Origin of the sequence: Acinetobacter sp. yr461 (genome assembly GCF_900110445.1) — a bacterium.
Taxonomy (GTDB): Bacteria; Pseudomonadota; Gammaproteobacteria; order Pseudomonadales; family Moraxellaceae; genus Acinetobacter; species Acinetobacter calcoaceticus.
Map to the genome: position 1 here is coordinate 315615 of NZ_FODU01000002.1, position 20219 is coordinate 335833.

Consider the following 20219-nt stretch of genomic DNA (forward strand, 5'->3'; position numbering starts at 1 on the left):
AACTTTTTAAGCCAATTGCAATTTTTCTCTGAGTTAGAGCGCTTAAGCTCTTGCCTTTTTAGATAAAAAGGGGTGTCATTAGCGGACGTTTTAAATTGTTGCGAATGGACATGCCTAATTTACAGACAATTCACCACTTTGACGTGATTATTGTGGGCAGCGGCGGCGCTGGTTTAAGTCTGGCTTTATCGTTACCAAATCATTTTAATATTGCAGTTTTAGCCAAAGCTGCTTTAACTGAAGCAAGTACCTTCTACGCCCAAGGTGGTGTTGCAGCTGTTCTTGATGAGACTGATTCTATTCAACAGCACATTAATGACACTATGATTGCAGGTGCTCATTTATGTGAAATGGATGCGGTACAACATACCGTAGAAGGTGGTCGCCCTTCTGTAGATTTTCTTTTAAAGCAAGGTGTGCAGTTTACCCTAGATGAAGATGAACAACTTCATTTAACCCGCGAAGGTGGTCATTCACAGCGCCGTATTATCCATTCTGCTGATGCAACAGGTAAAGCCATTTCAACCACCTTGGTTGAACGTGCCAAAGAACGTAAAAATATTACTATTTTTGAAAACTATATTGCGATCGATCTGATTACTTCGCAAAAATTAGGCCATGTTGACCAAGCGAATCGTGCTATTGGTTTATATGCATTAGATGAAAATACAGAACAGGTTCATACCTTCCTTGCTCCATTTACCGCGCTTGCTTGCGGCGGCGCAATGAAAGCCTACCTTTATACATCTAATCCAGATATTGCCACTGGTGATGGTATTGCTATGGCCTACCGCGCAGGTTGCCGTGTAGCCAACATGGAATTTAATCAGTTCCATCCAACTTGTCTCTATCACCCTCAAGCACGTTCTTTTTTAATTACTGAAGCGATGCGTGGTGAAGGTGCTTACTTACGCTTGCCTGATGGTGAACGTTTCATGCTGCGTTTTGACGATCGTGCAGAACTGGCTCCACGCGATATTGTGGCACGTACCATTGACCATGAAATCAAACGCCTTGGTATTCGCCATGTGTGGTTAGACATTACCCATAAATCACCAGAGTTTATTAAAGAACACTTCCCTACACTTTATGCGCGATTGCTTGAATTGGGCATCGACATTACCAAAGATATGATTCCAGTGGTGCCGGCAGCTCATTACACCTGTGGTGGTGTTGTGGTTGACTCAAATAGCCAGACCGATATTGAAGGCTTATATGCTATTGGGGAAACGTCTTATACCGGTTTACATGGCGCAAACCGTATGGCGAGTAACTCATTACTTGAATGCTTCGTCTATGGCATGAGTGCAGCAAAAGACATCGAAAATAAATTTGATAAAGATTTAAAACTACCAGAAGTGCCAAGTTGGGATGATTCTCAAGTCACCAATCCAGATGAAGATGTCGTGATTTTACAAAACTGGGATGAGTTACGTTCTACCATGTGGAATTACGTCGGTATTGTCAGAACCACGAAACGTTTAGAACGTGCTTTACACCGTATTGAAATGTTAAAGCGTGAAATTACTGAATACTATCAAGACTATCGTGTAAGCAAGAACCTGATTGAACTGCGTAATCTTGTACTCGTATCTGAAATGATTGTCCGTTGTGCGATGCAACGCAAGGAATCACGTGGTCTACATTACACACTCGATTATCCTGAAACTTCGAGTGAGATTCGTAAAACAGTTTTAACTCCTCCAAATTTTGCAGTAGAACAGCCATTGGTTAATACAGAGCTGTAATTCTTATAAAACAAAAAAAAGCACAGTTCAGGCTGTGCTTTTTATTTGGTTTGATATTTATGATTTAGGTGGAATTGAGTAAGTCGCGGTTACATGTGCAACAGGTTCATCCAAACCGACTGAATAAATCCAGACTTCCCCCACAACCAGACTCTTTCCGACTTTCATGAGCTTACACTCACTGCGTAAGTCTTGATCACCCGCAGGTTTGCGTAAAAAGTTAATATTAAAGTTGGTAGTCACAGCTAAACCAATAATTCCAATTTCACCTAATATTGCAATATATAAAGCAAAATCTGCCAAAGTCATCATGGTTGGACCTGATATGGTACCACCAGGGCGTTGATGTCTTTGATCGACATGATAATAAACAACCGCAGCTTTGGGCGTGACTGATTCAATAGTGCAATGTTCAAGACTTGGCGGAAATTCCTTTTCAAGAAATGCCACGATTTCTTCTTTTGAGCTTTTCATCCTTGTTATTCTTCAATCTATAAATCATATGTAAGATAGCATAAGAAAATAACAGATATTTTCTATGACGATTCAAACCAGAATTGTCGTCATTTTTCACCACTCCCATACATTATAAGAGTGGCTCATCCAATTGCTTATCCTAAATATTGCAAAGCTTGCTCAAACACCTGATCAGGACTTTGGGTTGCATCTATTCGCTTAATACGTTCAGGTTCAGCTTTCCACAAGGTTTCATAACCTTCACGAACCTTAGTGAAAAAACTTAACTTTTCTTGTTCAAAACGGTCTAAAGCTCCACGTTCACGCGCACGGTTCATACCGAGTTCAATCGGTGCATCTAACCAGAAAGTCACTTCTGGCATGCGTGAAACAAAGTTCTGATTTAAAAGCTGTAACTTATCTTGGCTTAAACCACGACCAGAACATTGATAAGCAAAACTTGCATCGGTAAAACGATCACTTAGAACAATTTTGTTAAATTCTAAAGCAGGCAAAATGACCTGCTGTAAGTGCTGGGCACGTGCCGCATAAATGAGTAATAGCTCGGTATCATGACTCATATTTTCATCATGATTCACTGCCAAAAGCATAGAACGTATCTGTTCAGCTAGTGGTGTACCGCCCGGCTCTCGCGTTAAAACAACTTGTTTGCCTTGCTCTTCAAAATACTGATGAATTTTTCGAATAAGCGTAGTTTTACCTACACCTTCCGTGCCTTCAAAGCTAATAAACATCTCTTTTCCTTATTTCTTCGATCTCAACACGGATAAATAGTCTTGCACCGCTTGATTATGCGCTTGCAAGCTTGCCGTAAATTTATGACCACCATTGCCAGTTGCTACAAAATAGATGTTGTTTGAATCATCTGGATGCAATGCAGCTTCAATTGCTTTTTGGCTTGGCAAAGCAATTGGAGTTGGCGGTAAGCCATTAATAGTATAGGTATTATATGCTGTTGGGGTACGCAGGTCTTCTCGGGTAATGTTACCTTTATAGTTATTACCCATACCGTAAATAACAGTTGGATCCGTTTGTAAACGCATACCAATTTTTAAACGGCGGACAAAAACCCCAGAAACTTGTGTAAGTTCACTATCTAAACTTGTTTCTTTCTCAACAATAGAAGCCATAATTAATGCTTCATATTTATCTTTATAAGGTAAATTCGGTGCACGATTTGCCCAAGCTGCATCTAGAGCTTTGATTTGACGATGATATAAATCGGTAAGAATTTTCTTGTCAGTCTCACCTTTTGCAAAGAAATACGTATTAGGTGCAAACAAACCTTCAGGGTGTCCATAAGGAATGCCAAGCGCCTTCATCAGCTGATCATCAGGTAAATCTAATATTGTATTTTTTACGTTTTTATCATTTTTTAATGCAGTGATAAGCTGTTTAAAAGTTGTACCTTCAATCACCAAAACACGGTTCATCTGAGCATTATCCGCATCAGATAACATCTCTAATACTTCTCTTACACTCATACCCTGTTCAATTTCATACACACCAGCTTTCATGCTGTCATGAATCATAAATTTCTGATAAAGCTTCAATACCACTGGAAAGCTAACTTTGCCTTCTTTCGCTAACCGATCAATAAAACCAGAATAGGTTTCACCAGATGTAATCGATAACATCTGTTTTTTGCCTTCAATCGGATAAGCTTTAAATAGACTCGACCATAAAATGGCAAAAGTAGAAATTAAAACAATAAACAGGCCAATTAAAACCAATCGCTTAGAAAATTTTGGAGCTTGTTTTTTGTTATTTTTCTTGGCGTTTTTTGCTTTCGCATTCACAGGTGGCTTCGGCATATTAATGAATCTGATTTAAGTTAAGGAGACGAAATAAATCTATGCATGCCTGTGTTTGTAACGTTTTCGCTCCTAAATGAGTGACCACTCGCATAGGATGTAAAGCATTACAAAAGAATAGACTTTGTATTTCAGATACTTCATCTAGCTCAATTATACGTACTTCACAGGCAATTCCATGGTGCTGCATACGTGCAAGAATTTCCGCCCGCATTACACCGTGGACGCCATTATAGCGAAGTTCGGGAGTAATCCATCTATCATTTAAACGAATAAAACAATTACTACTGACCCCTTCAACAATATAACCTTGTACATCAGTAACTAATGCTTCAGCCCACCCAAGTTGATCTGCTTCTTTTTTTAGCAATACTTGTTCAAGACGGTTTAAAGATTTAAGCCCGACTAAGCTCGGCATGGTTAAACCTAAAGCCTGATTTAAAACACCACACTGAATAAAGTCTTGCTTAAATGGCTCTAAAGCTTTCGGATAAAACCAGATATAAATATCAGCGTTATGCTTTGGCAAACTATAACCACGGTCACCTATCCCACGACTAATCACAACTTTTAAAGTGCCATTGAGCACAAGATGCTGCTTTTGTAGTTGCTGCAAACTCTGTTCTAATAATTCAAAATCTGCAATTAATGACAGTTTTTGACATGCAAGTTTTAGGCGTTCCCAATGTCTTTCTTTAAGCTCAATCTGGTTTTGAAAAACACGAATTGTGGTAAAGCATCCATCTCCATAATGAAATGCTCGATCTAGTAAAGGAATGGTTTCAACAGGTTGCCCATTTTTAAAACACCACATGTTTAATCCACCCTTTGCTTAAAACGACCCAACAATACAACACCTTTCATTTAAATAATAAATGACTGATTTTAAAAAATTATACCGATTTCGTATCTACTTTTAAAACTTGTTGTATATCAAGATTTAAGAATAACTTATCTGTTTTTACTATTTCTATTTTTTTCATATTAAATTCGTTTTTTATTATTTTTTTAGAATAAAGACTAGCGCTATTCTGCGTTCATGTTTTGAACATTTCATATTTTTTGAGGACTTATCTCATGCGTTTTTCACAATTAAAAGTCGGGGTTATCGCTGCACTTCTGTCTGTTTCATCATTTGCAGCGCAAGAATTTTTAAACGTCTCTTACGATCCTACTCGTGAGTTATATACAGATTTCAATAAACAGTTCGGTACTTACTGGAAACAACGTACTGGTCAAGATATTGAGTTCAAACAATCACACGGCGGTTCTGGTAAACAGGCCCGTGCGGTGATTGATGGCTTAAATGCAGATGTAGTGACATTAGCACTTGCAGCAGATATCGATGAAATTGCTGAAAAAGCAAAATTACTCCCAACGGACTGGCAGAAAAAACTGCCACAAAACTCAACCCCATACACCTCAACAATTGTGTTTTTAGTGCGTAAGGGTAACCCTAAACAAATTAAAGACTGGGCTGATTTAATTAAACCAGGCGTAGAAATTATTACACCAAACCCGAAAACCTCTGGTGGTGCTCGTTGGAATTATCTTGCAGCTTGGGCTTGGGCAAAACATCAACCAGGTGGTAATGATGCAAAAGCACAAGAGTATGTTCGTCAAATTTATAAACATACTAAAGTTTTAGATTCGGGTGCTCGTGGCGCAACCACTACTTTTGCTGAACGTGGCATTGGTGATGTGTTACTTGCTTGGGAAAATGAAGCTCATTTAGCGCTTCGCGAACAGCCGGGCAAATTTGAAATTATTACCCCTTCTCTTTCGATCCTAGCTGAGCCTCCAGTTGCAATTGTTGAAAAGAATGCGACTAAAAAAGGCAATCTCACGATTGCAAAAGGTTACCTCAACTACTTGTATTCACCAGCTGGCCAAGAAATTGCAGCACGTAACTTCTACCGTCCACGTAATGCAGCCGTTCTTAAGAAATACAGCAATGTATTTAAGCCATTAAAGCTTGTAACCATCGACAAAGAATTTGGTGGTTGGACGAAGGTACAAAAACAACACTTCGACAATGGTGGTGTTTTCGATCAAATCGTGAAAATCAATAGTACAGAGAAGTAATTCTTTGTACTAAAGATAAGGAGAACAGACATGATTCACACTGTAATTGTTCCGGGTGTAGGTGGAAGTGAACATCAGCATTGGCAATCTTGGTTGCAGCGTCAACTCGTGTCTAGTTCTCGTGTTGAGCAAAAAAACTGGGATAGGCCAGTATTAAGTGAATGGGTTGAACAATTCGTTAAAACAGTTCAAGTAGCGCAAGCTCCTGTACAAATTGTTGCACATAGTTTTGGTTGCTTAACCAGTGTTGCCGCTTTAGCTGAATATCCAGAGTTAAAGAGCCAAGTTAAGAAACTTATTTTGGTTGCTCCAGCAAATCCAGCACGCTTTGGGGAAGCTGGTTTTGCCCGCCATAGTTTGACCGACTACAAAACATATTTTCATCAGTTAAAAATTGATGTCCCAACATCTCTGCTCATTAGTGAAAATGATCCATGGCTCGGCTTTTTTGATGCTTTACAACTTGCTAAGTCATGGAAATTAAATCCAGTTAATCTTGGTGAAGTCGGCCATATTAATGTTGCTTCAGGTTTTGGACCATTTCCAGATTTGCTGAATTATCTGATTCCAGAAGATTCGATGTGTAGTCACTCATCTATCGACCCGGTAAAAACTCATTTCTCTTTGAAATTTGCTTAACACCCATCTTTATATCGTACCGTTTATCTTTATTTATTCGCTTACTGGTTTCAGCAGGCTTTTCTCTTTGAGGAAATATCATGTCGCAGCGATCCCGAGTGCTGCCTGGGTTTGGTCTATCTTTGGGCTTCACCCTCGCCTATGTGTCTTTTATTGTGCTTATTCCATTAGCCGCAGTCTTTATCAAATCATTTGGAATTGGATGGGACGGATTATGGGAAATTTTAACGTCTGAACGTATTTTAAAATCGCTTCAACTCAGTTTTAGTTCAGCTTTAATAGCAGCATTTATTAATGTTGTATTTGGCTTACTTCTGGCTTGGTGCCTTGTACGTTACAACTTCCCGGGGAAACGTCTGGTTGATGCATTAGTCGATCTACCTTTTGCTCTTCCAACTGCAGTTGCAGGTATTGCACTTACCTCACTCTATGCACCTACTGGCTGGATTGGTCAATATCTAGAGCCCCTAGGCATTCAGGTTGCATATAGCCCAATCGGTATTACGTTGGCATTGGTCTTCATTGGCATTCCATTCATTGTAAGAACAGTTCAACCAGTACTCAGTGATATCGAAACTGAGCTTGAAGAAGCAGCTTCAGCACTTGGCGCAAATCGCTGGCAGACAATTACTAAAATTATTTTACCGATATTACTACCAGCTCTGTTCACAGGTTTTGCTTTAGCATTTGCCCGCGGTGTGGGTGAATATGGTTCAGTTATTTTTATTGCGGGTAACCAGCCGTTTAAAACAGAAATTGCTCCACTCATGATCATTTCACGTCTTGAAGAATATGATTATGCAGGCGCAACAACGATTGCTGCGGTCATGTTAGTTCTCTCTTTCATCATTTTATTTGCCATTAATTTACTTCAAGCGTGGGCAAACCGTCGTACAGGGAGAAATGTCACATGAACCTACATACTGACAGCAATGCACTCGCGTTTAAATTGCAATCACGAGATGCGACACGTGAACCAACTTGGGTACGTTACACACTCATTACCGTGGCTCTGATTTTTTTCTTAAGCTGCTTGATGTTGCCACTCATTCTGGTTTTCGTTGAAGCTTTTAAACAAGGACTTGAAGTCTATGTTCAAGCATTGATTGATCCAGACACGCTATCAGCAGTGAAATTGACCTTATTAACCGCAGCAATTGCTGTACCAATTAATGTGATATTTGGTGTTGGCGCGGCATGGGCTGTTTCTAAGTTCCAGTTTAGAGGTAAGGCAATTTTAACAACCATCATTGATATGCCTTTTTCGGTTTCACCCGTTATTGCCGGTTTAATGATTGTATTGATATTTGGTGCACAAGGCTGGTTTGGCGGATGGTTAATGGATCATGACATTAAGGTTTTATATGCCGTACCTGCAATTGTTTTAGCAACTATCTTTATTACAGTCCCTTTTGTCGCACGTGAATTAATTCCACTCATGGAAGCTCAAGGAACTGAAGAAGAAGAAGCAGCGATTGTACTCGGTGCATCAGGATGGCAAACCTTTTGGAAGGTCACTCTACCAAACATTAAATGGGGTTTAATTTACGGCGTGATTCTATGTAATGCCCGTGCAATGGGTGAGTTCGGCGCAGTATCTGTAGTTTCTGGCCACATCCGTGGTGAAACCAATACCCTGCCACTTCATGTCGAAATTTTATATAACGAGTACACCTTTAGCGCAGCGTTTGCCGTGTCCTCTTTACTTGCTTTCTTAGCCCTATTAACACTGGTATTGAAAACGTGGTTAGAAATACATCAAGACAAACCAGAACCACATTCAACTGATTCGTAAGGAATGAAATCATGAGTATTCAAGTTAAAAATATTGAAAAACACTTTGGTGCATTCCATGCGCTTAAAAATATTTCCCTAGATTTTCCTGAAGGTGAACTGGTTGCCCTACTCGGCCCATCTGGTTGTGGTAAAACAACCCTACTTCGTATTATTGCGGGCCTAGAGTCGGCTGATGGCGGTCAAGTGTTACTTGAAGGCGAAGATGCAACCAATGTACATGTGCGTGAGCGTCAGGTCGGTTTTGTATTTCAGCACTATGCTTTATTCCGTCACATGACTGTATTTGACAATATTGCCTTTGGTTTACGTGTTCGTCCACGTGCAACACGTCCTTCAGAAGCTGAAATTAAAAAACGCGTTACTCGTTTACTTGATCTAGTTCAACTTGGATTTTTGGCAGACCGCTACCCTGCTCAGCTTTCGGGCGGACAACGTCAACGTATTGCTTTAGCCCGCGCCTTGGCAGTAGAGCCACGAGTATTATTACTTGATGAACCATTTGGTGCGCTAGATGCCAAAGTTCGTAAGGAATTACGCCGCTGGTTACGCAACTTACATGATGAATTGCATATTACTTCAATTTTCGTAACCCACGATCAAGAAGAAGCACTTGAAGTTGCCGATCAGATTATTGTAATGAATAAAGGTAATGTAGAGCAGATCGGTTCGCCTCGTGAAGTTTATGAAAAACCGTCAACACCATTTGTATTTGATTTCTTGGGTCAGGCAAATCGTTTTGAAGGTGAAAACACAGGCGGTATTATCCGTATTGGCAATGACCGTATTCAATTACCAACGTTAGTTGAGGCGCCTCAAGGAAAAGTGATTGCTTTTGCGCGTCCAGATGAGTTACATATTCACTCGCAACCGCAAGCTAATACTATTGAAGCGACTTTTGTACGTGAAATCTGGATTGCTGGAAAAGTTGTGGCGGAATTACAAGACCGTAATGGACGTTTAATTGAGATTGCTCTAAGCAATGAAGCTGCAAAATTACATGCGTTTAAACCGAATCAAACCGTTTGGGTAAGTGCATCTCAACTGCACTTATTTGCAGATCAAGTTGCTTAAGAAATATATTTGGTGAGGAAATATCTTGCGGAACTAAAGCCGTTCCTCACCTCTTTTGAGGAAAAGTGTGAATGAACTTTCAACAATTAAGAATTATCCGAGAAACTGTACGCCAAAACTTTAACTTAACCGAAGCATCGGCTGCGCTCTACACGTCTCAATCGGGCGTAAGTAAACATATTAAAGATTTAGAAGATGAGCTAGGTGTACAACTTTTTATACGAAAAGGTAAACGTCTTTTAGGCTTAACCGAACCAGGACAATCTCTTCTTGGCATCGTTGAACGCATGTTAGTTGATGCTGAAAATATTAAACGCCTTGCAGAAGACTTTAATAAAGTTGATGAAGGGACATTAACGATCGCGACGACCCATACTCAAGCACGTTATGTACTGCCTCCAATCGTCAATCAATTTAAGAAGTTATTTCCTAAAGTTCATTTGATTTTACAACAAGCCAGCCCTGTTGAAATTTCAGAAATGCTCTTACAAGGTGAGGCTGATATTGGAATTGCTACAGAGTCTTTAACGACTGAAGAAAATCTAGCGAGTATTCCTTACTATCAATGGCAACACAGTATTATCACACCGCAAAATCATCCTTTAGTGAAGGCGGACAAGATTACGCTTGAACTTTTAGCGGACTATCCACTCATTACTTATCATGGTGGTTTTACAGGTCGATCTAAAATTGACAAAGCTTTCGAAGAGGCTCACCTTGATGCAGATATCGTGATGTCAGCTCTTGATGCGGATGTTATCAAGACTTATGTCGAATTGGGCATGGGAGTCGGAATTGTTAATGCCGTAGCTTACGATACAGAACGTGACCATCGTTTAAAACAAACTAAAACTGATATTTTTGGTGTCAATACGACATGGATTGCTGTTCGTAAAGGTCATCTATTACGCGGTTATGGTTATGAGTTTATTTCTTTATGCTCACCTGATGCCGATATTAAAGCACTTAAGAAAATTGCTTACCCAGATGAATAAAGATTCAAAAATAAATAAAAGAGCTTTTTAGCTCTTTTATTTTATTAGAAGCAAAAAAAACGAGCCGAAGCTCGTTTTTTTTGTATTTATTACCAGAAGAAGTTCACACCAACTTTACCAACTGGTAACCATTGGTATTTATCGTCATTCGCGATTTTATTTTCTTCTGCACGTAAGTCTTTATCAAAGTCAGCACCGTTAACATTAACAAATGTACCATTTGATTTAAGATTTACGCTTGGGTTACCTGTGTAATATGCACCAACCTCACCAAATACACCCCAGTTCTTATTGATCTTAGGTGCAAAACCCAAACCTACATAAGGGGCAATATCATTTTTATAACTTAATTTACCATCCACTGAACCATTAAAGTTATAATTATTACCATTTACTTTAATAGTACCATCTTGTGAACGTTTGCTTAAATCATAATCATTATCAAGGTATGCTGCACCAGCTGCTACATATAAGCCTTGAGCCCAACGGTTAGTACTTGCACCCCAAGGACGAATTTCAGCGTTTAAATAAACGTTGTTATTATCCATATCAACGTCATATTTCGTACCATTTACAGATACGTCATCACGCCAAGAAATATCCCCACCGTTATAACCAAGTGCCAAACCTACATATGGGTTTGCTTGCCACAATAAAGCACCACCGTAACCAGTTGTACCTACCTCAGCACGCGCTCCCACAGGAATTAATTGGTTTTTGTCAAATGCGTAGCTGTCATGAACAACAGCTTCATCTGCCATTGCAGCACCAGCAGCAAATAAAGCTGTTGTTGTTACTAATACACGTAATGCTTTCATAGTTTTCTCCTCAAAAAGGCTCTGTTTTTAATTTTGTGACTAAAATCATAATAAAAGAGCTTAGAGTCTTTTTTATACAAAAAATGCTAGATTTCTGTTATTTTTTGATACAAATTGAGTTAAATTTTTATTTTCTAATCATTTTTGTGTAAAAAACACTTGATTATCTAATAAGCTTAATTTCATTTAACCCATTTATAGCAGCAATTAAACGTAACACGTTTTTTCAAAGATTCTTGTCACAAATTAGTGTAAAATCTTTAAAATTTTTTATGGAAGGAAGATCATGTCTCAGCTTTCTACGATCATTGAGCAAGCATTTGAAGACCGCGCAAACCTTACTGCAGCAGATTGCCCAAGCGAAATTCGCCAAGCTGTTGAAGAAGCAATTGCTGGTTTAGATAACGGTACACTTCGAGTTGCTGAAAAAATCAATGGTGAATGGGTTGTTCACCAATGGTTAAAAAAAGCTGTTTTATTATCATTTAAACTAAATGACAATAAACCAATCGAGTCATGTGATCTTCGTTTCTACGACAAAGTTGAAACTAAATTCTCTGGTTGGACTGAAGAACAATTTAAAGCAGCAGGTGTTCGTGTTGTTCCTCCTGCTGTAGCACGTCGTGGTAGCTTCCAAGCTAAAAACGTAGTGTTAATGCCTTCTTATGTCAACATTGGTGCTTACGTAGATGAAGGCACAATGGTTGATACATGGGCAACTGTAGGTTCATGTGCTCAAATCGGTAAAAATGTTCACTTGTCTGGTGGTGTAGGTATCGGTGGTGTTTTAGAACCATTACAAGCTAACCCAACCATTATTGAAGACAACTGCTTTATCGGTGCGCGTTCAGAAATCGTTGAAGGCGTTATTGTTGAAGAAGGCTCAGTAATTTCAATGGGCGTTTTCATTGGTCAATCGACTAAAATTTATGACCGCGCAACTGGCGAAATCCATTATGGTCGCGTTCCAGCAGGTTCAGTTGTTGTAGCAGGTAGCTTGCCGTCTGCTGATGGTAAATACAGCTTATATGCTGCAATTATTGTGAAAAAAGTTGATGCACAAACACGTGCAAAAACAAGTTTGAACGATTTGTTACGCGCTGACTAATTTCAGTTTGATCAAACATCTCTACGGTCAACACTGATCGTAGAGATTTTATTTTTTATATAGTGTGGTATTTCTAGAATGGCTTCCTTACGTTCCTCTGCAATTCCTGTCTCAGACCCTGCGTCCGGTTTACGCATTACCGAGATTTTTTACTCGTTGCAGGGTGAAGCAAATGCCTCTGGCCTACCGACTGTATTTATTCGTCTAACGGGCTGTCCATTACGTTGTAGCTATTGTGATACCACTTATTCTTTTGAAGGTGGTGAACGTTTTTCACTTGAGCATATCATTGAAACAGCTACACAATTTCAAACACCTTATATTTGTGTAACTGGTGGTGAGCCACTTGCACAGCCAAACTGTTTGATTTTATTACAACGTCTATGTGAAGCTGGCTTTGATGTTTCTTTAGAAACCAGTGGCGCGCTCGATGTCTCAAAAGTAGATTCGCGTGTTTCTAAAGTTCTCGATTTAAAAACTCCAACTTCTGGTGAGGAACATCGTAACCTCATCAGCAATCTTGATCATTTGACTGCGCATGACCAAATTAAATTCGTCATTTGTAACCGCGAAGATTATGAATGGTCAAAGCAACAAGTTGAAAAATATCAACTGCATAAAAAAGTCAGTACCGTTTGGTTCTCCCCTGCCTTTGCAGTTGAAAAAGGTGCTGTTGGCCTGCCACGTCTAGCACGTGATCTGGCACAGTGGATACTGGATGATAAATTACCCGTTCGTTTCCAACTTCAGTTACATAAACTGCTGTGGAATGACGAATCAGGTCGCTAATCACTCAATAAAATAAATCATTCCGAATATGGAGAAAAATATGCGCCCTCGTGCCATTGTTTTACTTTCAGGCGGCTTAGACTCAACCACTTGCCTAGCTTGGGCACAAGCACGCTATGAATGTATTGCTATTAGTTTTATGTATGGTCAACGCTCAACCACTGAACTCGATGCAGCAAAAGCATTAACTCAACGTGCAGGTGTTGAACATCGTGTAATTAATATTGATTTGGCTAATTTAGGTGGATCTGCACTTACAGACCACAACATTGCCGTACCAGAACAGTTACAAGAAGGTATTCCTGTAACTTATGTACCAGCGCGTAACACTATTTTCCTCTCTTATGCTCTAGCCGCAGCTGAAGTATTTAATGCCGAAGCGATTGTTATTGGTATCAATGCTGTTGATTATTCAGGATATCCTGATTGTCGTCCTGAATTTATTGATGCTTTTGCGAATATGGCACGCTTAGCAACTAAAGCTGGCGTAGAAGGAAAACCACTTAAGTTTGAAACACCACTGTTACATTTATCCAAAGCGAATATTATACGTTTAGGGATTGAACATGGCGTAGACTATAGTCAAACGGTATCTTGCTACCAAGCAGATGCTCAAGGACGTGCGTGTGGCAAATGTGACAGTTGCCGTTTGCGTAAAGAAGGCTTTATCGAGGCCGGTGTTGCCGACCCAACACGCTATATACCGTAATAAGTAGGTAAAATTTATGAAGTTGTTAAAATCAAATCTTATTCTTTCATCTTTGTTTTCAACAGTTGCTCTTATGGCTGGTGCAGCACATGCTGCGGAAAACCCAGTACAAGCAGCATATAAAAGTACTAACGTTAAAGGTGCATTAGTTAACGTTTGTAAAGATCAAACAGCTAAAGGCGGCAAACTAAGTTCATCTGAAGTTAGCAAATTCTGTAGCTGCCAAGTTGAAGCACAAGGTAAAGTAACTGAAGCACAAAAATGGGAAATCCAAAGTGCAATCAATGCGAAGAAAAGCCCAAGCTCTCTAGGATTTGTACAACAACAAAACCGTGATCTTAAAGCATGTTTCGGTCCTCAGTTAACAACTAAGCTTGAAAAATTAACTGAAGATGCTATGAAAGCAGCTCAACAACAAGCTCCTAAAAAATAAGCTTTTGTTATTCCAAATTAAGCCTGCATTTATGCAGGCTTTTTTGTAGCTCTGTTAAAATAAAATCGATCTTGACCAATTCATTTGAAATAAATCATGCAAGAACAATGGAAAACCAACGCAATTAACAAACAGTCTATTGTCTCATTTAGTGGGGGCAAAGACAGCTCCCTTGCACTCTACCATGCAATGCAAACTGGTACGGTTAGTGGACTCATCGTCATGCTAGAAGAACAAGGCCAGCGCTCTCGTTCACATGCTATGCCACTTGATATTATTCAAGCACAAGCTAAAGCAATCGGCCTACCCGTATTTATGACCTCATCAAGTTGGAATGACTATGAAGCTAAATTTATTGAATTACTAACTCATGCAAAACAACAAGGTGCCGAGGTACTCGTTACAGGTGACCTTGATATGCCTGAACATGGGTGTTGGCATGATCGGATCACTCAACAAGTAGGACTCAAATTAGGCATGCCTCTTTGGCTACGTCCACATCGTGAGGTTGTTGAAGAGTTTATCAATCTTGGTTTCCGTAGTGTCATTGTGACAGTGAACTTAAAACTAGGCATGAAAATTGGAGATCTAGGGAAAACTTTAACCTTAGAATATATCCAAGAACTTGAGAATCGCGGTATTGATCCATGTGGTGAAGGCGGTGAATTTCATACCACTGTGATTGACGGTCCAATTTTTAACAAACCAATTCCTGTAAGAAAGCTCGATATTGTTTATCATGAAGAATATGCTTTTTTACCACTTGAATTAGATCAAATTTAGTTTTTTGAAGGATGAGAAATGACTGAGAATATTCAATTACCAAATCAGGTTTTCCCTACTACCCACGGTGAAGTGAACTTGGCCGAGGTCGAAAATGAATGGTTAATCATTTATTTCTACCCAAAAGATTCAACTCCTGGATGTACAACACAAGCAGTCGGTTTCTCTTGTTTAAAAGACCAATTTGAAGCTTTGGGTACACGCATTTTCGGTGTTTCACGCGACTCGGTAAAGGCACATCAAAACTTCACTGAAAAACAAGCGCTTACGATTGACCTCATTAGCGACAAAGAAGAAGTACTTTGTAATCATTTTGATGTCATTAAAGAAAAAAATATGTATGGCAAGAAAGTTATGGGAATTGAACGCTCTACTTTCATTTTCCATAACAAAACCTTAGTTAAAAGCTACCGTAAAGTCAAAGCAGCAGGACATGCTGAACAAGTACTTGAAGACCTAAAAGCCCTTCAATCGGCTTGATAAAGGTATGCAATAAAAAAGCGAGTTTGATACTCGCTTTTTTATTGCAAAGAATTGCTCAATAATTTTACTTTGGCGTATGATAAAAACATTAGAATAATTATTTTAAGGCGTTCACATGAGTCTACTCAAAAATTACTCTTTACTGCCTTTAACTCTTTTTATCTGCGCATGTAGTGCAAATACATTACCCATGCCAACCGACACCACCCCATCAATTGCTCAAATTCAGAAAACTGCCATTGAAATAAGCTGCCAAGATTTACAAAATCCGGCTTATCAACAAGCCATACTTAATACAATTAACCAGATCCGCCAACAATCACGCCAGTGTGGTCAACAGTTTTTCCCTGCTGCTAAACCACTGATTTGGAATAACAATTTATATAAAGGTGCACTTTCTCATAGTGAAGATATGGCAAAACATAACTTTCTCGGACATGTGAGTTCAACAGGACTAGACTTAAAAGCACGTTTAAAACGCTATAATACTCTCGGTAAAACCAATGGTGAAAATGTCGCTAGCGGCCAGAAAACTTTGAGTGAAGTTATGTCTAAATGGCTGCCGAGTCCCCTACATTGTAGTAATCTAATGAATCCCAAATTTACAACTTACGCAATCGCTTGTGCTTCTGATCAGTCTGTAAAGCAAAAGAGCTATTGGACTCAACAATTTGGTACACGTTAAAAGGAAAAAATGATGCAATCAGGTTCAATCACCCCAATTTTAAGAATTTTTGATGTTGATTTGGCCCAATCATTTTATCTTGAATTCTTAGGTTTTCAACTTGATTGGCAACATCAATTTGAAGATAACTTTCCGTTATATCTACAAATTTCCAAAGATGATTGCGTTATTCATTTATCTGAGCATTTTGGAGATGCAAGCCCACATAGTGCAATCCGCATTTATTGGGAACCTATTTATGAGTTGCATAGCGAATTGAGTCAAAAAGATTATAAGTTCGCCAAACCTCAGGTTGAAAAAACAGATTGGGAAACACTTGAACTCAGTATCACCGATCCGTTTTCCAACCGAATTATCTTTTGGGCAGATGCTTAAGACTCATCTAGATTAGAGAGGTCGTCCTCTTCAAAGCGTTGCTGCAGTTGCTGATAGATACGTGTTTTTTGAAATTCATCCAAAAACTGAATGGTTCCTACAGGAAAAAATTCAGTTTGGATTTCACCACGATAATATGCTTCACGCATCGGAGTAGCTGAAATAGAATCTTTCAAACTATCAAGCTCAACCATAATCCATTCAGGGAAAAGTTTTAAATAATAAGAAGACTCATCTTTAAAATGTCCAATCAAACCTACTTTTGAGTTCGGTTCAACCACACCATTCACTAAAGATTTGACTTGTTTCACCCATTTTTCATCATTATAAACATCAACCACATGCACAAATTTAATACGCTTTTGCTCATCTAATGAAAAATTAGATAAAATCATTTGCTCTCGTTCAATCGCAAGAAATGGATTTTTAATATTACGTTCCATTTGCGCAGAGCCTAATGCCAAAACCACATAGTGGCTTTGCTGTAAGGCAATTTCAATTGTCTGCATATGAGCCAAATGAAATGGTTGAAAGCGACCTATAAAAACGAGATAGTCAAATTTATACATAATTAGATTTTCACTTTTTATGAACTCATCAGTAACGCTCATTACAAAAAATATGCGCCATAATGAGAACCTAAAAATTAACAACGTGGTTTAAAGCAAGGATAGTACGATGACACTTAGCTGTATTCAACAACCTCATCAACATTTAAACGCAAATTTAGAAGGTGGCGTACTCACCTTAGCCATAAATCGCCCAGATGCAAAGAATGCATTGTACGGCGAACTTTATTTATGGATTGCCAAAGCACTGAATGAAGCCGATCTCAATAAAGAAGTTAGAGTAGTCGTTCTACGCGGTGTAGAACAAGATTTTACAGCTGGCAATGACATGAAAGATTTTATGGGTTTTGTACAAAATCCTAACATCGGCCCAGCAGGAGAAGTCCCACCATTCGTTTTACTTAAAGCCGCTGCCAAATTATCAAAACCACTTATCATTGCGGTAAAAGGCGTTGCAATTGGTATTGGCGTTACAATTTTATTGCATGCAGATCTGGTTTTTGCTGACAACACCGCTCTTTTCCAAATTCCATTTGTAAGCCTAGGTCTTTCTCCAGAAGGTGGCGCAAGTCAATTACTGGTTCAACAAGCTGGCTACCATAAAGCAGCTGAGCTGCTATTTACTGCGAAAAAGTTTAATGCAGAAACTGCGGTGCAAGCAGGTTTAGTCAATGAAGTGGTTGAAGATGCTTATGTTTCAGCTCAACAAACTGCCCAACAATTAACGGCCTTGCCTCTTGCATCTTTAAAACAAACCAAAGCACTCATGAAGCATAATTTAGAACAGATTATCGAATGTGTTGATCATGAAGCTGAAATCTTTATGCAACGTGTGCGCTCACCCGAAATGCTAGAGGCTGTTCAAGCATTTATGCAAAAACGTAAACCAGATTTCTCTCAGTTTAATTAAAATCAATTTCTATGATTTGAATAAACTCAAAGGCAGGCTCTTCATAAGGATGGCTTGCCTTTAATGCTTTCGCTACCGCATTTGCTTTTTCTTCAAGCACAATTGTTTCAACACGCCACTCATCAACTTGTTCAAGTTCTTCTAGCTGCCCAATATAGGGAGCAGCCCCTTTAACTGGCTTAAACTGCCCTATTCCTTTCACTTGCCATGCGCAGTGTTCATAATTACCGATACCACCTGCACCAGCAGAAAAAATGGCTTGTTTAGTTAATTCAAGATGTGACTCAGGTACGTAATAAATCAGCTTTAACATAACAAGAATGACTCAAAACTTTATGAATTAGATTTAGATCATACCGTTAAGAAAGCTTTAGAAGCAAAGTCAGCTCATCATTGCTAAATAATTTGCTCCAATAAAGAGTATTTGAATAGCAAGCGCCAAGCCAAATAAGCGCCAGCCTTTATCTTTATTATAAAACGTTCTTATGTGATATTTGTTTTTCATCATTTTGATCTCCGATTTTTATCGTTGTTACAGAGAAAGCAAAAACTGAACCAACCTCGAACGAACCAAGCATACGGGGATAAATAGCTCTATGTCTATAGTCTCATAAGTTGTCTAAAATGCTCAAAAGAGCTGCACTCATCCATATGCAAATCTTAGTCTGAAGAAAATTTTAAAATTCAGTAATCTATCTTCATCTTTATAATTTTAAGCATTCGATTTCTTTAAATATCTATTCTCATATATTGTCATAGCAAAAGCTAAACCACACAAAATGACAAAACCACAGGTCATTGGAACTAATGTACCGTTATATAACTGCCCAATGATAGAAGCAAGAATAAGTGACAATACAGAGGAAGCTGCACCAATAATAGCCGATGCCATTCCAGCAACATGCCCCATCGGCTCCATCGCAATCGCATTTAAATTACCAAAGAGGGTTCCAAACAATAAAAACAAAATACAGGCATAAAGCATAAACATCCAAAATGATACCGTTACACCCGCAAGTTGAATCAACAAGAAAATCAAAGAAATTAAGCACAGTCCAAGAAAGCCATAAATACAGATTGGACGCATGCCAAACTTCATGACAATTTTAGAGTTTGTAAATGATGCGATTCCCATAACACCCGCAAGCACAGCAAAGTAAGCACTAAACTCTTGCCCTGTTTTACCAAATTGCTGCATAAAAATTTGCTGGGAAGTCCCTAAATAACCAATAAATCCACCAAAACAGAATCCAGCACACAATAGATAGCTCATGGTAGTTTTATTACTCACAACTTCTTTAAAGCCTTCCTTAAATGCTTTTATACGCATAGGTAAACGATTTTCGGGAAGTAAAGTCTCTTCTAGTCGTAAAGCGACCCATGCTCCCACAACTGTGGCATAGACCATATATAAAACAAAGATTTCACGCCAACCAAAGAAATGAATAATGAGTTGCCCTAAACTCGGTGCAATTGCTGGAGCAACCATAAATACCATCATAATTAAAGACATGATGCGAGCCATTTGAGCTCCGCTGTATTTATCCCGCACGATGGAAATAGAGGCAACATAAGGCCCTGAAACACCAATACCTTGAATAAAGCGCCCAACTAAAAACCACTCAAAACTTTGTGTGGAAAAGCACAATAAACTTCCTAGAAAATAAATAATAATTCCTGTGAATAAAATCCGTTTGCGTCCAATAGCATCAGATAACGGTCCCGCAATGAGCTGCCCGATTGTCATTCCTGAAAAGATACCAATGATGACCCATTGCGTCTGATTATTATTTTGTAATTCAAAAATACGTCCAATCTCACCTAAAGCTGGTAAAACTGCATCAATAGAAAAAGAAACAATCGACATGAGTAACGCCATGAGCAACGCAAACTCACGAAAATGGATTTTTGATTTCATTTTTCTTCTCCAC

The 20219-nt window shown here is 38.9% G+C and carries 25 protein-coding genes; 16 read left to right on the plus strand and 9 right to left on the minus strand.

The annotated features are described in order from the left end of the window. Positions 1–104 precede the first annotated feature (104 nt). Positions 105–1748, plus strand: coding sequence for an L-aspartate oxidase (gene nadB / locus BMW38_RS05940; RefSeq protein WP_092706534.1), 1644 nt, complete (start codon positions 105–107; stop codon positions 1746–1748). A 57-nt stretch (positions 1749–1805) separates the two neighbouring features. On the opposite strand, the gene BMW38_RS05945 is transcribed toward nadB, so the two are convergent. The 4 genes from BMW38_RS05945 to pabC all read right to left on the minus strand — a co-directional run bounded on the left by BMW38_RS05945 (position 1806) and on the right by pabC (position 4853). Next, positions 1806–2222, minus strand: coding sequence for a PaaI family thioesterase (locus BMW38_RS05945; protein WP_003650294.1), 417 nt, complete (start codon positions 2220–2222; stop codon positions 1806–1808). Positions 2223–2359: 137 nt separating this feature from the next. After that, on the minus strand, positions 2360–2959 hold the full coding sequence (gene tmk / locus BMW38_RS05950; RefSeq protein WP_092706536.1) for a dTMP kinase: 600 nt from the start codon (positions 2957–2959) through the stop codon (positions 2360–2362). Between the two features lie 9 nt (positions 2960–2968). Beyond that, complete coding sequence (gene mltG, locus BMW38_RS05955) at positions 2969–4039, minus strand: endolytic transglycosylase MltG (RefSeq protein ID WP_092706538.1); 1071 nt, start codon at positions 4037–4039, stop codon at positions 2969–2971. A gap of 1 nt (position 4040) precedes the next feature. Further along, entirely contained in the window at positions 4041–4853 is an 813-nt protein-coding gene (gene pabC, locus BMW38_RS05960; RefSeq protein ID WP_092706540.1) for an aminodeoxychorismate lyase, read from the minus strand. Positions 4854–5116: 263 nt separating this feature from the next. Here pabC and BMW38_RS05965 point away from each other — a divergent pair, with 263 nt between their 5' ends. From BMW38_RS05965 to BMW38_RS05990, 6 genes are all read left to right on the plus strand, one after another. Next, positions 5117–6124 (plus strand): sulfate ABC transporter substrate-binding protein, encoded by a 1008-nt coding sequence (locus BMW38_RS05965; RefSeq protein ID WP_004643674.1) that lies wholly within the window; start codon positions 5117–5119, stop codon positions 6122–6124. Between the two features lie 30 nt (positions 6125–6154). Continuing rightward, the gene (locus tag BMW38_RS05970) at positions 6155–6763 is read left to right on the plus strand and encodes an RBBP9/YdeN family alpha/beta hydrolase (protein ID WP_092706542.1); all 609 of its coding nucleotides are present in this window, start codon (positions 6155–6157) and stop codon (positions 6761–6763) included. 80 nt (positions 6764–6843) lie between these two features. Continuing rightward, entirely contained in the window at positions 6844–7677 is an 834-nt protein-coding gene (gene cysT / locus BMW38_RS05975) for a sulfate ABC transporter permease subunit CysT (protein ID WP_003650283.1), read from the plus strand. Continuing rightward, positions 7674–8558 carry a sulfate ABC transporter permease subunit CysW gene (cysW, locus tag BMW38_RS05980; protein ID WP_092706544.1) on the plus strand — a complete coding sequence of 295 codons (885 nt, stop codon included), beginning with the start codon at positions 7674–7676 and terminating at the stop codon, positions 8556–8558. The genes cysT and cysW overlap by 4 nt, the downstream gene beginning before the upstream one ends. Positions 8559–8569: 11 nt before the next feature. Then, on the plus strand, positions 8570–9631 hold the full coding sequence (locus BMW38_RS05985) for a sulfate/molybdate ABC transporter ATP-binding protein (protein ID WP_003650279.1): 1062 nt from the start codon (positions 8570–8572) through the stop codon (positions 9629–9631). A gap of 71 nt (positions 9632–9702) precedes the next feature. Continuing rightward, the gene (locus tag BMW38_RS05990; protein ID WP_003650277.1) at positions 9703–10626 is read left to right on the plus strand and encodes a CysB family HTH-type transcriptional regulator; all 924 of its coding nucleotides are present in this window, start codon (positions 9703–9705) and stop codon (positions 10624–10626) included. 89 nt (positions 10627–10715) lie between these two features. Here BMW38_RS05990 and carO read toward each other — a convergent pair whose 3' ends face one another. Further along, positions 10716–11444: an ornithine uptake porin CarO type 4 gene (carO, locus tag BMW38_RS05995; RefSeq protein ID WP_092706546.1), complete on the minus strand. Its 729-nt coding sequence runs from the start codon at positions 11442–11444 to the stop codon at positions 10716–10718. A 286-nt stretch (positions 11445–11730) separates the two neighbouring features. Between carO and dapD the strand changes: the two genes are divergently transcribed. The 8 genes from dapD to BMW38_RS06035 all read left to right on the plus strand — a co-directional run bounded on the left by dapD (position 11731) and on the right by BMW38_RS06035 (position 16809). Beyond that, entirely contained in the window at positions 11731–12552 is an 822-nt protein-coding gene (gene dapD, locus BMW38_RS06000) for a 2,3,4,5-tetrahydropyridine-2,6-dicarboxylate N-succinyltransferase (RefSeq protein ID WP_004643678.1), read from the plus strand. 78 nt (positions 12553–12630) lie between these two features. Then, complete coding sequence (gene queE / locus BMW38_RS06005) at positions 12631–13341, plus strand: 7-carboxy-7-deazaguanine synthase QueE (protein ID WP_017387867.1); 711 nt, start codon at positions 12631–12633, stop codon at positions 13339–13341. Positions 13342–13381: 40 nt separating this feature from the next. Continuing rightward, entirely contained in the window at positions 13382–14050 is a 669-nt protein-coding gene (gene queC / locus BMW38_RS06010) for a 7-cyano-7-deazaguanine synthase QueC (protein WP_004643680.1), read from the plus strand. Between the two features lie 16 nt (positions 14051–14066). Continuing rightward, a complete protein-coding gene (locus tag BMW38_RS06015) occupies positions 14067–14483 on the plus strand; it encodes a hypothetical protein (RefSeq protein WP_003650267.1) in 417 nt (138 codons plus the stop codon). 96 nt (positions 14484–14579) lie between these two features. Continuing rightward, complete coding sequence (locus BMW38_RS06020) at positions 14580–15266, plus strand: Dph6-related ATP pyrophosphatase (protein WP_092706548.1); 687 nt, start codon at positions 14580–14582, stop codon at positions 15264–15266. An 18-nt stretch (positions 15267–15284) separates the two neighbouring features. Continuing rightward, positions 15285–15746 carry a peroxiredoxin gene (locus BMW38_RS06025; RefSeq protein ID WP_017387864.1) on the plus strand — a complete coding sequence of 154 codons (462 nt, stop codon included), beginning with the start codon at positions 15285–15287 and terminating at the stop codon, positions 15744–15746. Between the two features lie 118 nt (positions 15747–15864). Continuing rightward, positions 15865–16434 (plus strand): CAP domain-containing protein, encoded by a 570-nt coding sequence (locus BMW38_RS06030; protein ID WP_092706550.1) that lies wholly within the window; start codon positions 15865–15867, stop codon positions 16432–16434. Positions 16435–16446: 12 nt separating this feature from the next. Further along, positions 16447–16809, plus strand: a complete 363-nt coding sequence (locus BMW38_RS06035) for a glyoxalase superfamily protein (RefSeq protein WP_004643686.1) — start codon at positions 16447–16449, stop codon at positions 16807–16809. Here BMW38_RS06035 and BMW38_RS06040 read toward each other — a convergent pair. Then, entirely contained in the window at positions 16806–17378 is a 573-nt protein-coding gene (locus BMW38_RS06040) for a nicotinate-nicotinamide nucleotide adenylyltransferase (RefSeq protein WP_092706638.1), read from the minus strand. The genes BMW38_RS06035 and BMW38_RS06040 overlap by 4 nt on opposite strands. 109 nt (positions 17379–17487) lie before the next feature. On the opposite strand from BMW38_RS06040, the gene BMW38_RS06045 reads away from it, so the two are divergent. Further along, positions 17488–18288: an enoyl-CoA hydratase-related protein gene (locus BMW38_RS06045; protein ID WP_003650247.1), complete on the plus strand. Its 801-nt coding sequence runs from the start codon at positions 17488–17490 to the stop codon at positions 18286–18288. Here BMW38_RS06045 and BMW38_RS06050 read toward each other — a convergent pair. From BMW38_RS06050 to BMW38_RS06055, 3 genes are all read right to left on the minus strand, one after another. Then, positions 18281–18601 (minus strand): NGG1p interacting factor NIF3, encoded by a 321-nt coding sequence (locus tag BMW38_RS06050; protein ID WP_092706553.1) that lies wholly within the window; start codon positions 18599–18601, stop codon positions 18281–18283. The genes BMW38_RS06045 and BMW38_RS06050 overlap by 8 nt on opposite strands. A gap of 69 nt (positions 18602–18670) precedes the next feature. After that, a complete protein-coding gene (locus BMW38_RS19710) occupies positions 18671–18796 on the minus strand; it encodes a KGW motif small protein (RefSeq protein ID WP_265092361.1) in 126 nt (41 codons plus the stop codon). Between the two features lie 204 nt (positions 18797–19000). After that, positions 19001–20206, minus strand: a complete 1206-nt coding sequence (locus BMW38_RS06055) for a multidrug effflux MFS transporter (protein WP_213031109.1) — start codon at positions 20204–20206, stop codon at positions 19001–19003. Positions 20207–20219 lie beyond the last annotated feature (13 nt).

Coding starts and splice junctions, on each gene's coding strand:
- nadB (WP_092706534.1), top strand. CDS start 105: ATGGACATGCCTAATTTACAGACAATTCACCACTTTGACGTGATTATT.
- BMW38_RS05945 (WP_003650294.1), bottom strand. CDS start 2,222: ATGAAAAGCTCAAAAGAAGAAATCGTGGCATTTCTTGAAAAGGAATTT.
- tmk (WP_092706536.1), bottom strand. CDS start 2,959: ATGTTTATTAGCTTTGAAGGCACGGAAGGTGTAGGTAAAACTACGCTT.
- mltG (WP_092706538.1), bottom strand. CDS start 4,039: ATGCCGAAGCCACCTGTGAATGCGAAAGCAAAAAACGCCAAGAAAAAT.
- pabC (WP_092706540.1), bottom strand. CDS start 4,853: ATGTGGTGTTTTAAAAATGGGCAACCTGTTGAAACCATTCCTTTACTA.
- BMW38_RS05965 (WP_004643674.1), top strand. CDS start 5,117: ATGCGTTTTTCACAATTAAAAGTCGGGGTTATCGCTGCACTTCTGTCT.
- BMW38_RS05970 (WP_092706542.1), top strand. CDS start 6,155: ATGATTCACACTGTAATTGTTCCGGGTGTAGGTGGAAGTGAACATCAG.
- cysT (WP_003650283.1), top strand. CDS start 6,844: ATGTCGCAGCGATCCCGAGTGCTGCCTGGGTTTGGTCTATCTTTGGGC.
- cysW (WP_092706544.1), top strand. CDS start 7,674: ATGAACCTACATACTGACAGCAATGCACTCGCGTTTAAATTGCAATCA.
- BMW38_RS05985 (WP_003650279.1), top strand. CDS start 8,570: ATGAGTATTCAAGTTAAAAATATTGAAAAACACTTTGGTGCATTCCAT.
- BMW38_RS05990 (WP_003650277.1), top strand. CDS start 9,703: ATGAACTTTCAACAATTAAGAATTATCCGAGAAACTGTACGCCAAAAC.
- carO (WP_092706546.1), bottom strand. CDS start 11,444: ATGAAAGCATTACGTGTATTAGTAACAACAACAGCTTTATTTGCTGCT.
- dapD (WP_004643678.1), top strand. CDS start 11,731: ATGTCTCAGCTTTCTACGATCATTGAGCAAGCATTTGAAGACCGCGCA.
- queE (WP_017387867.1), top strand. CDS start 12,631: ATGGCTTCCTTACGTTCCTCTGCAATTCCTGTCTCAGACCCTGCGTCC.
- queC (WP_004643680.1), top strand. CDS start 13,382: ATGCGCCCTCGTGCCATTGTTTTACTTTCAGGCGGCTTAGACTCAACC.
- BMW38_RS06015 (WP_003650267.1), top strand. CDS start 14,067: ATGAAGTTGTTAAAATCAAATCTTATTCTTTCATCTTTGTTTTCAACA.
- BMW38_RS06020 (WP_092706548.1), top strand. CDS start 14,580: ATGCAAGAACAATGGAAAACCAACGCAATTAACAAACAGTCTATTGTC.
- BMW38_RS06025 (WP_017387864.1), top strand. CDS start 15,285: ATGACTGAGAATATTCAATTACCAAATCAGGTTTTCCCTACTACCCAC.
- BMW38_RS06030 (WP_092706550.1), top strand. CDS start 15,865: ATGAGTCTACTCAAAAATTACTCTTTACTGCCTTTAACTCTTTTTATC.
- BMW38_RS06035 (WP_004643686.1), top strand. CDS start 16,447: ATGCAATCAGGTTCAATCACCCCAATTTTAAGAATTTTTGATGTTGAT.
- BMW38_RS06040 (WP_092706638.1), bottom strand. CDS start 17,378: ATGTATAAATTTGACTATCTCGTTTTTATAGGTCGCTTTCAACCATTT.
- BMW38_RS06045 (WP_003650247.1), top strand. CDS start 17,488: ATGACACTTAGCTGTATTCAACAACCTCATCAACATTTAAACGCAAAT.
- BMW38_RS06050 (WP_092706553.1), bottom strand. CDS start 18,601: ATGTTAAAGCTGATTTATTACGTACCTGAGTCACATCTTGAATTAACT.
- BMW38_RS19710 (WP_265092361.1), bottom strand. CDS start 18,796: ATGATGAAAAACAAATATCACATAAGAACGTTTTATAATAAAGATAAA.
- BMW38_RS06055 (WP_213031109.1), bottom strand. CDS start 20,206: ATGAAATCAAAAATCCATTTTCGTGAGTTTGCGTTGCTCATGGCGTTA.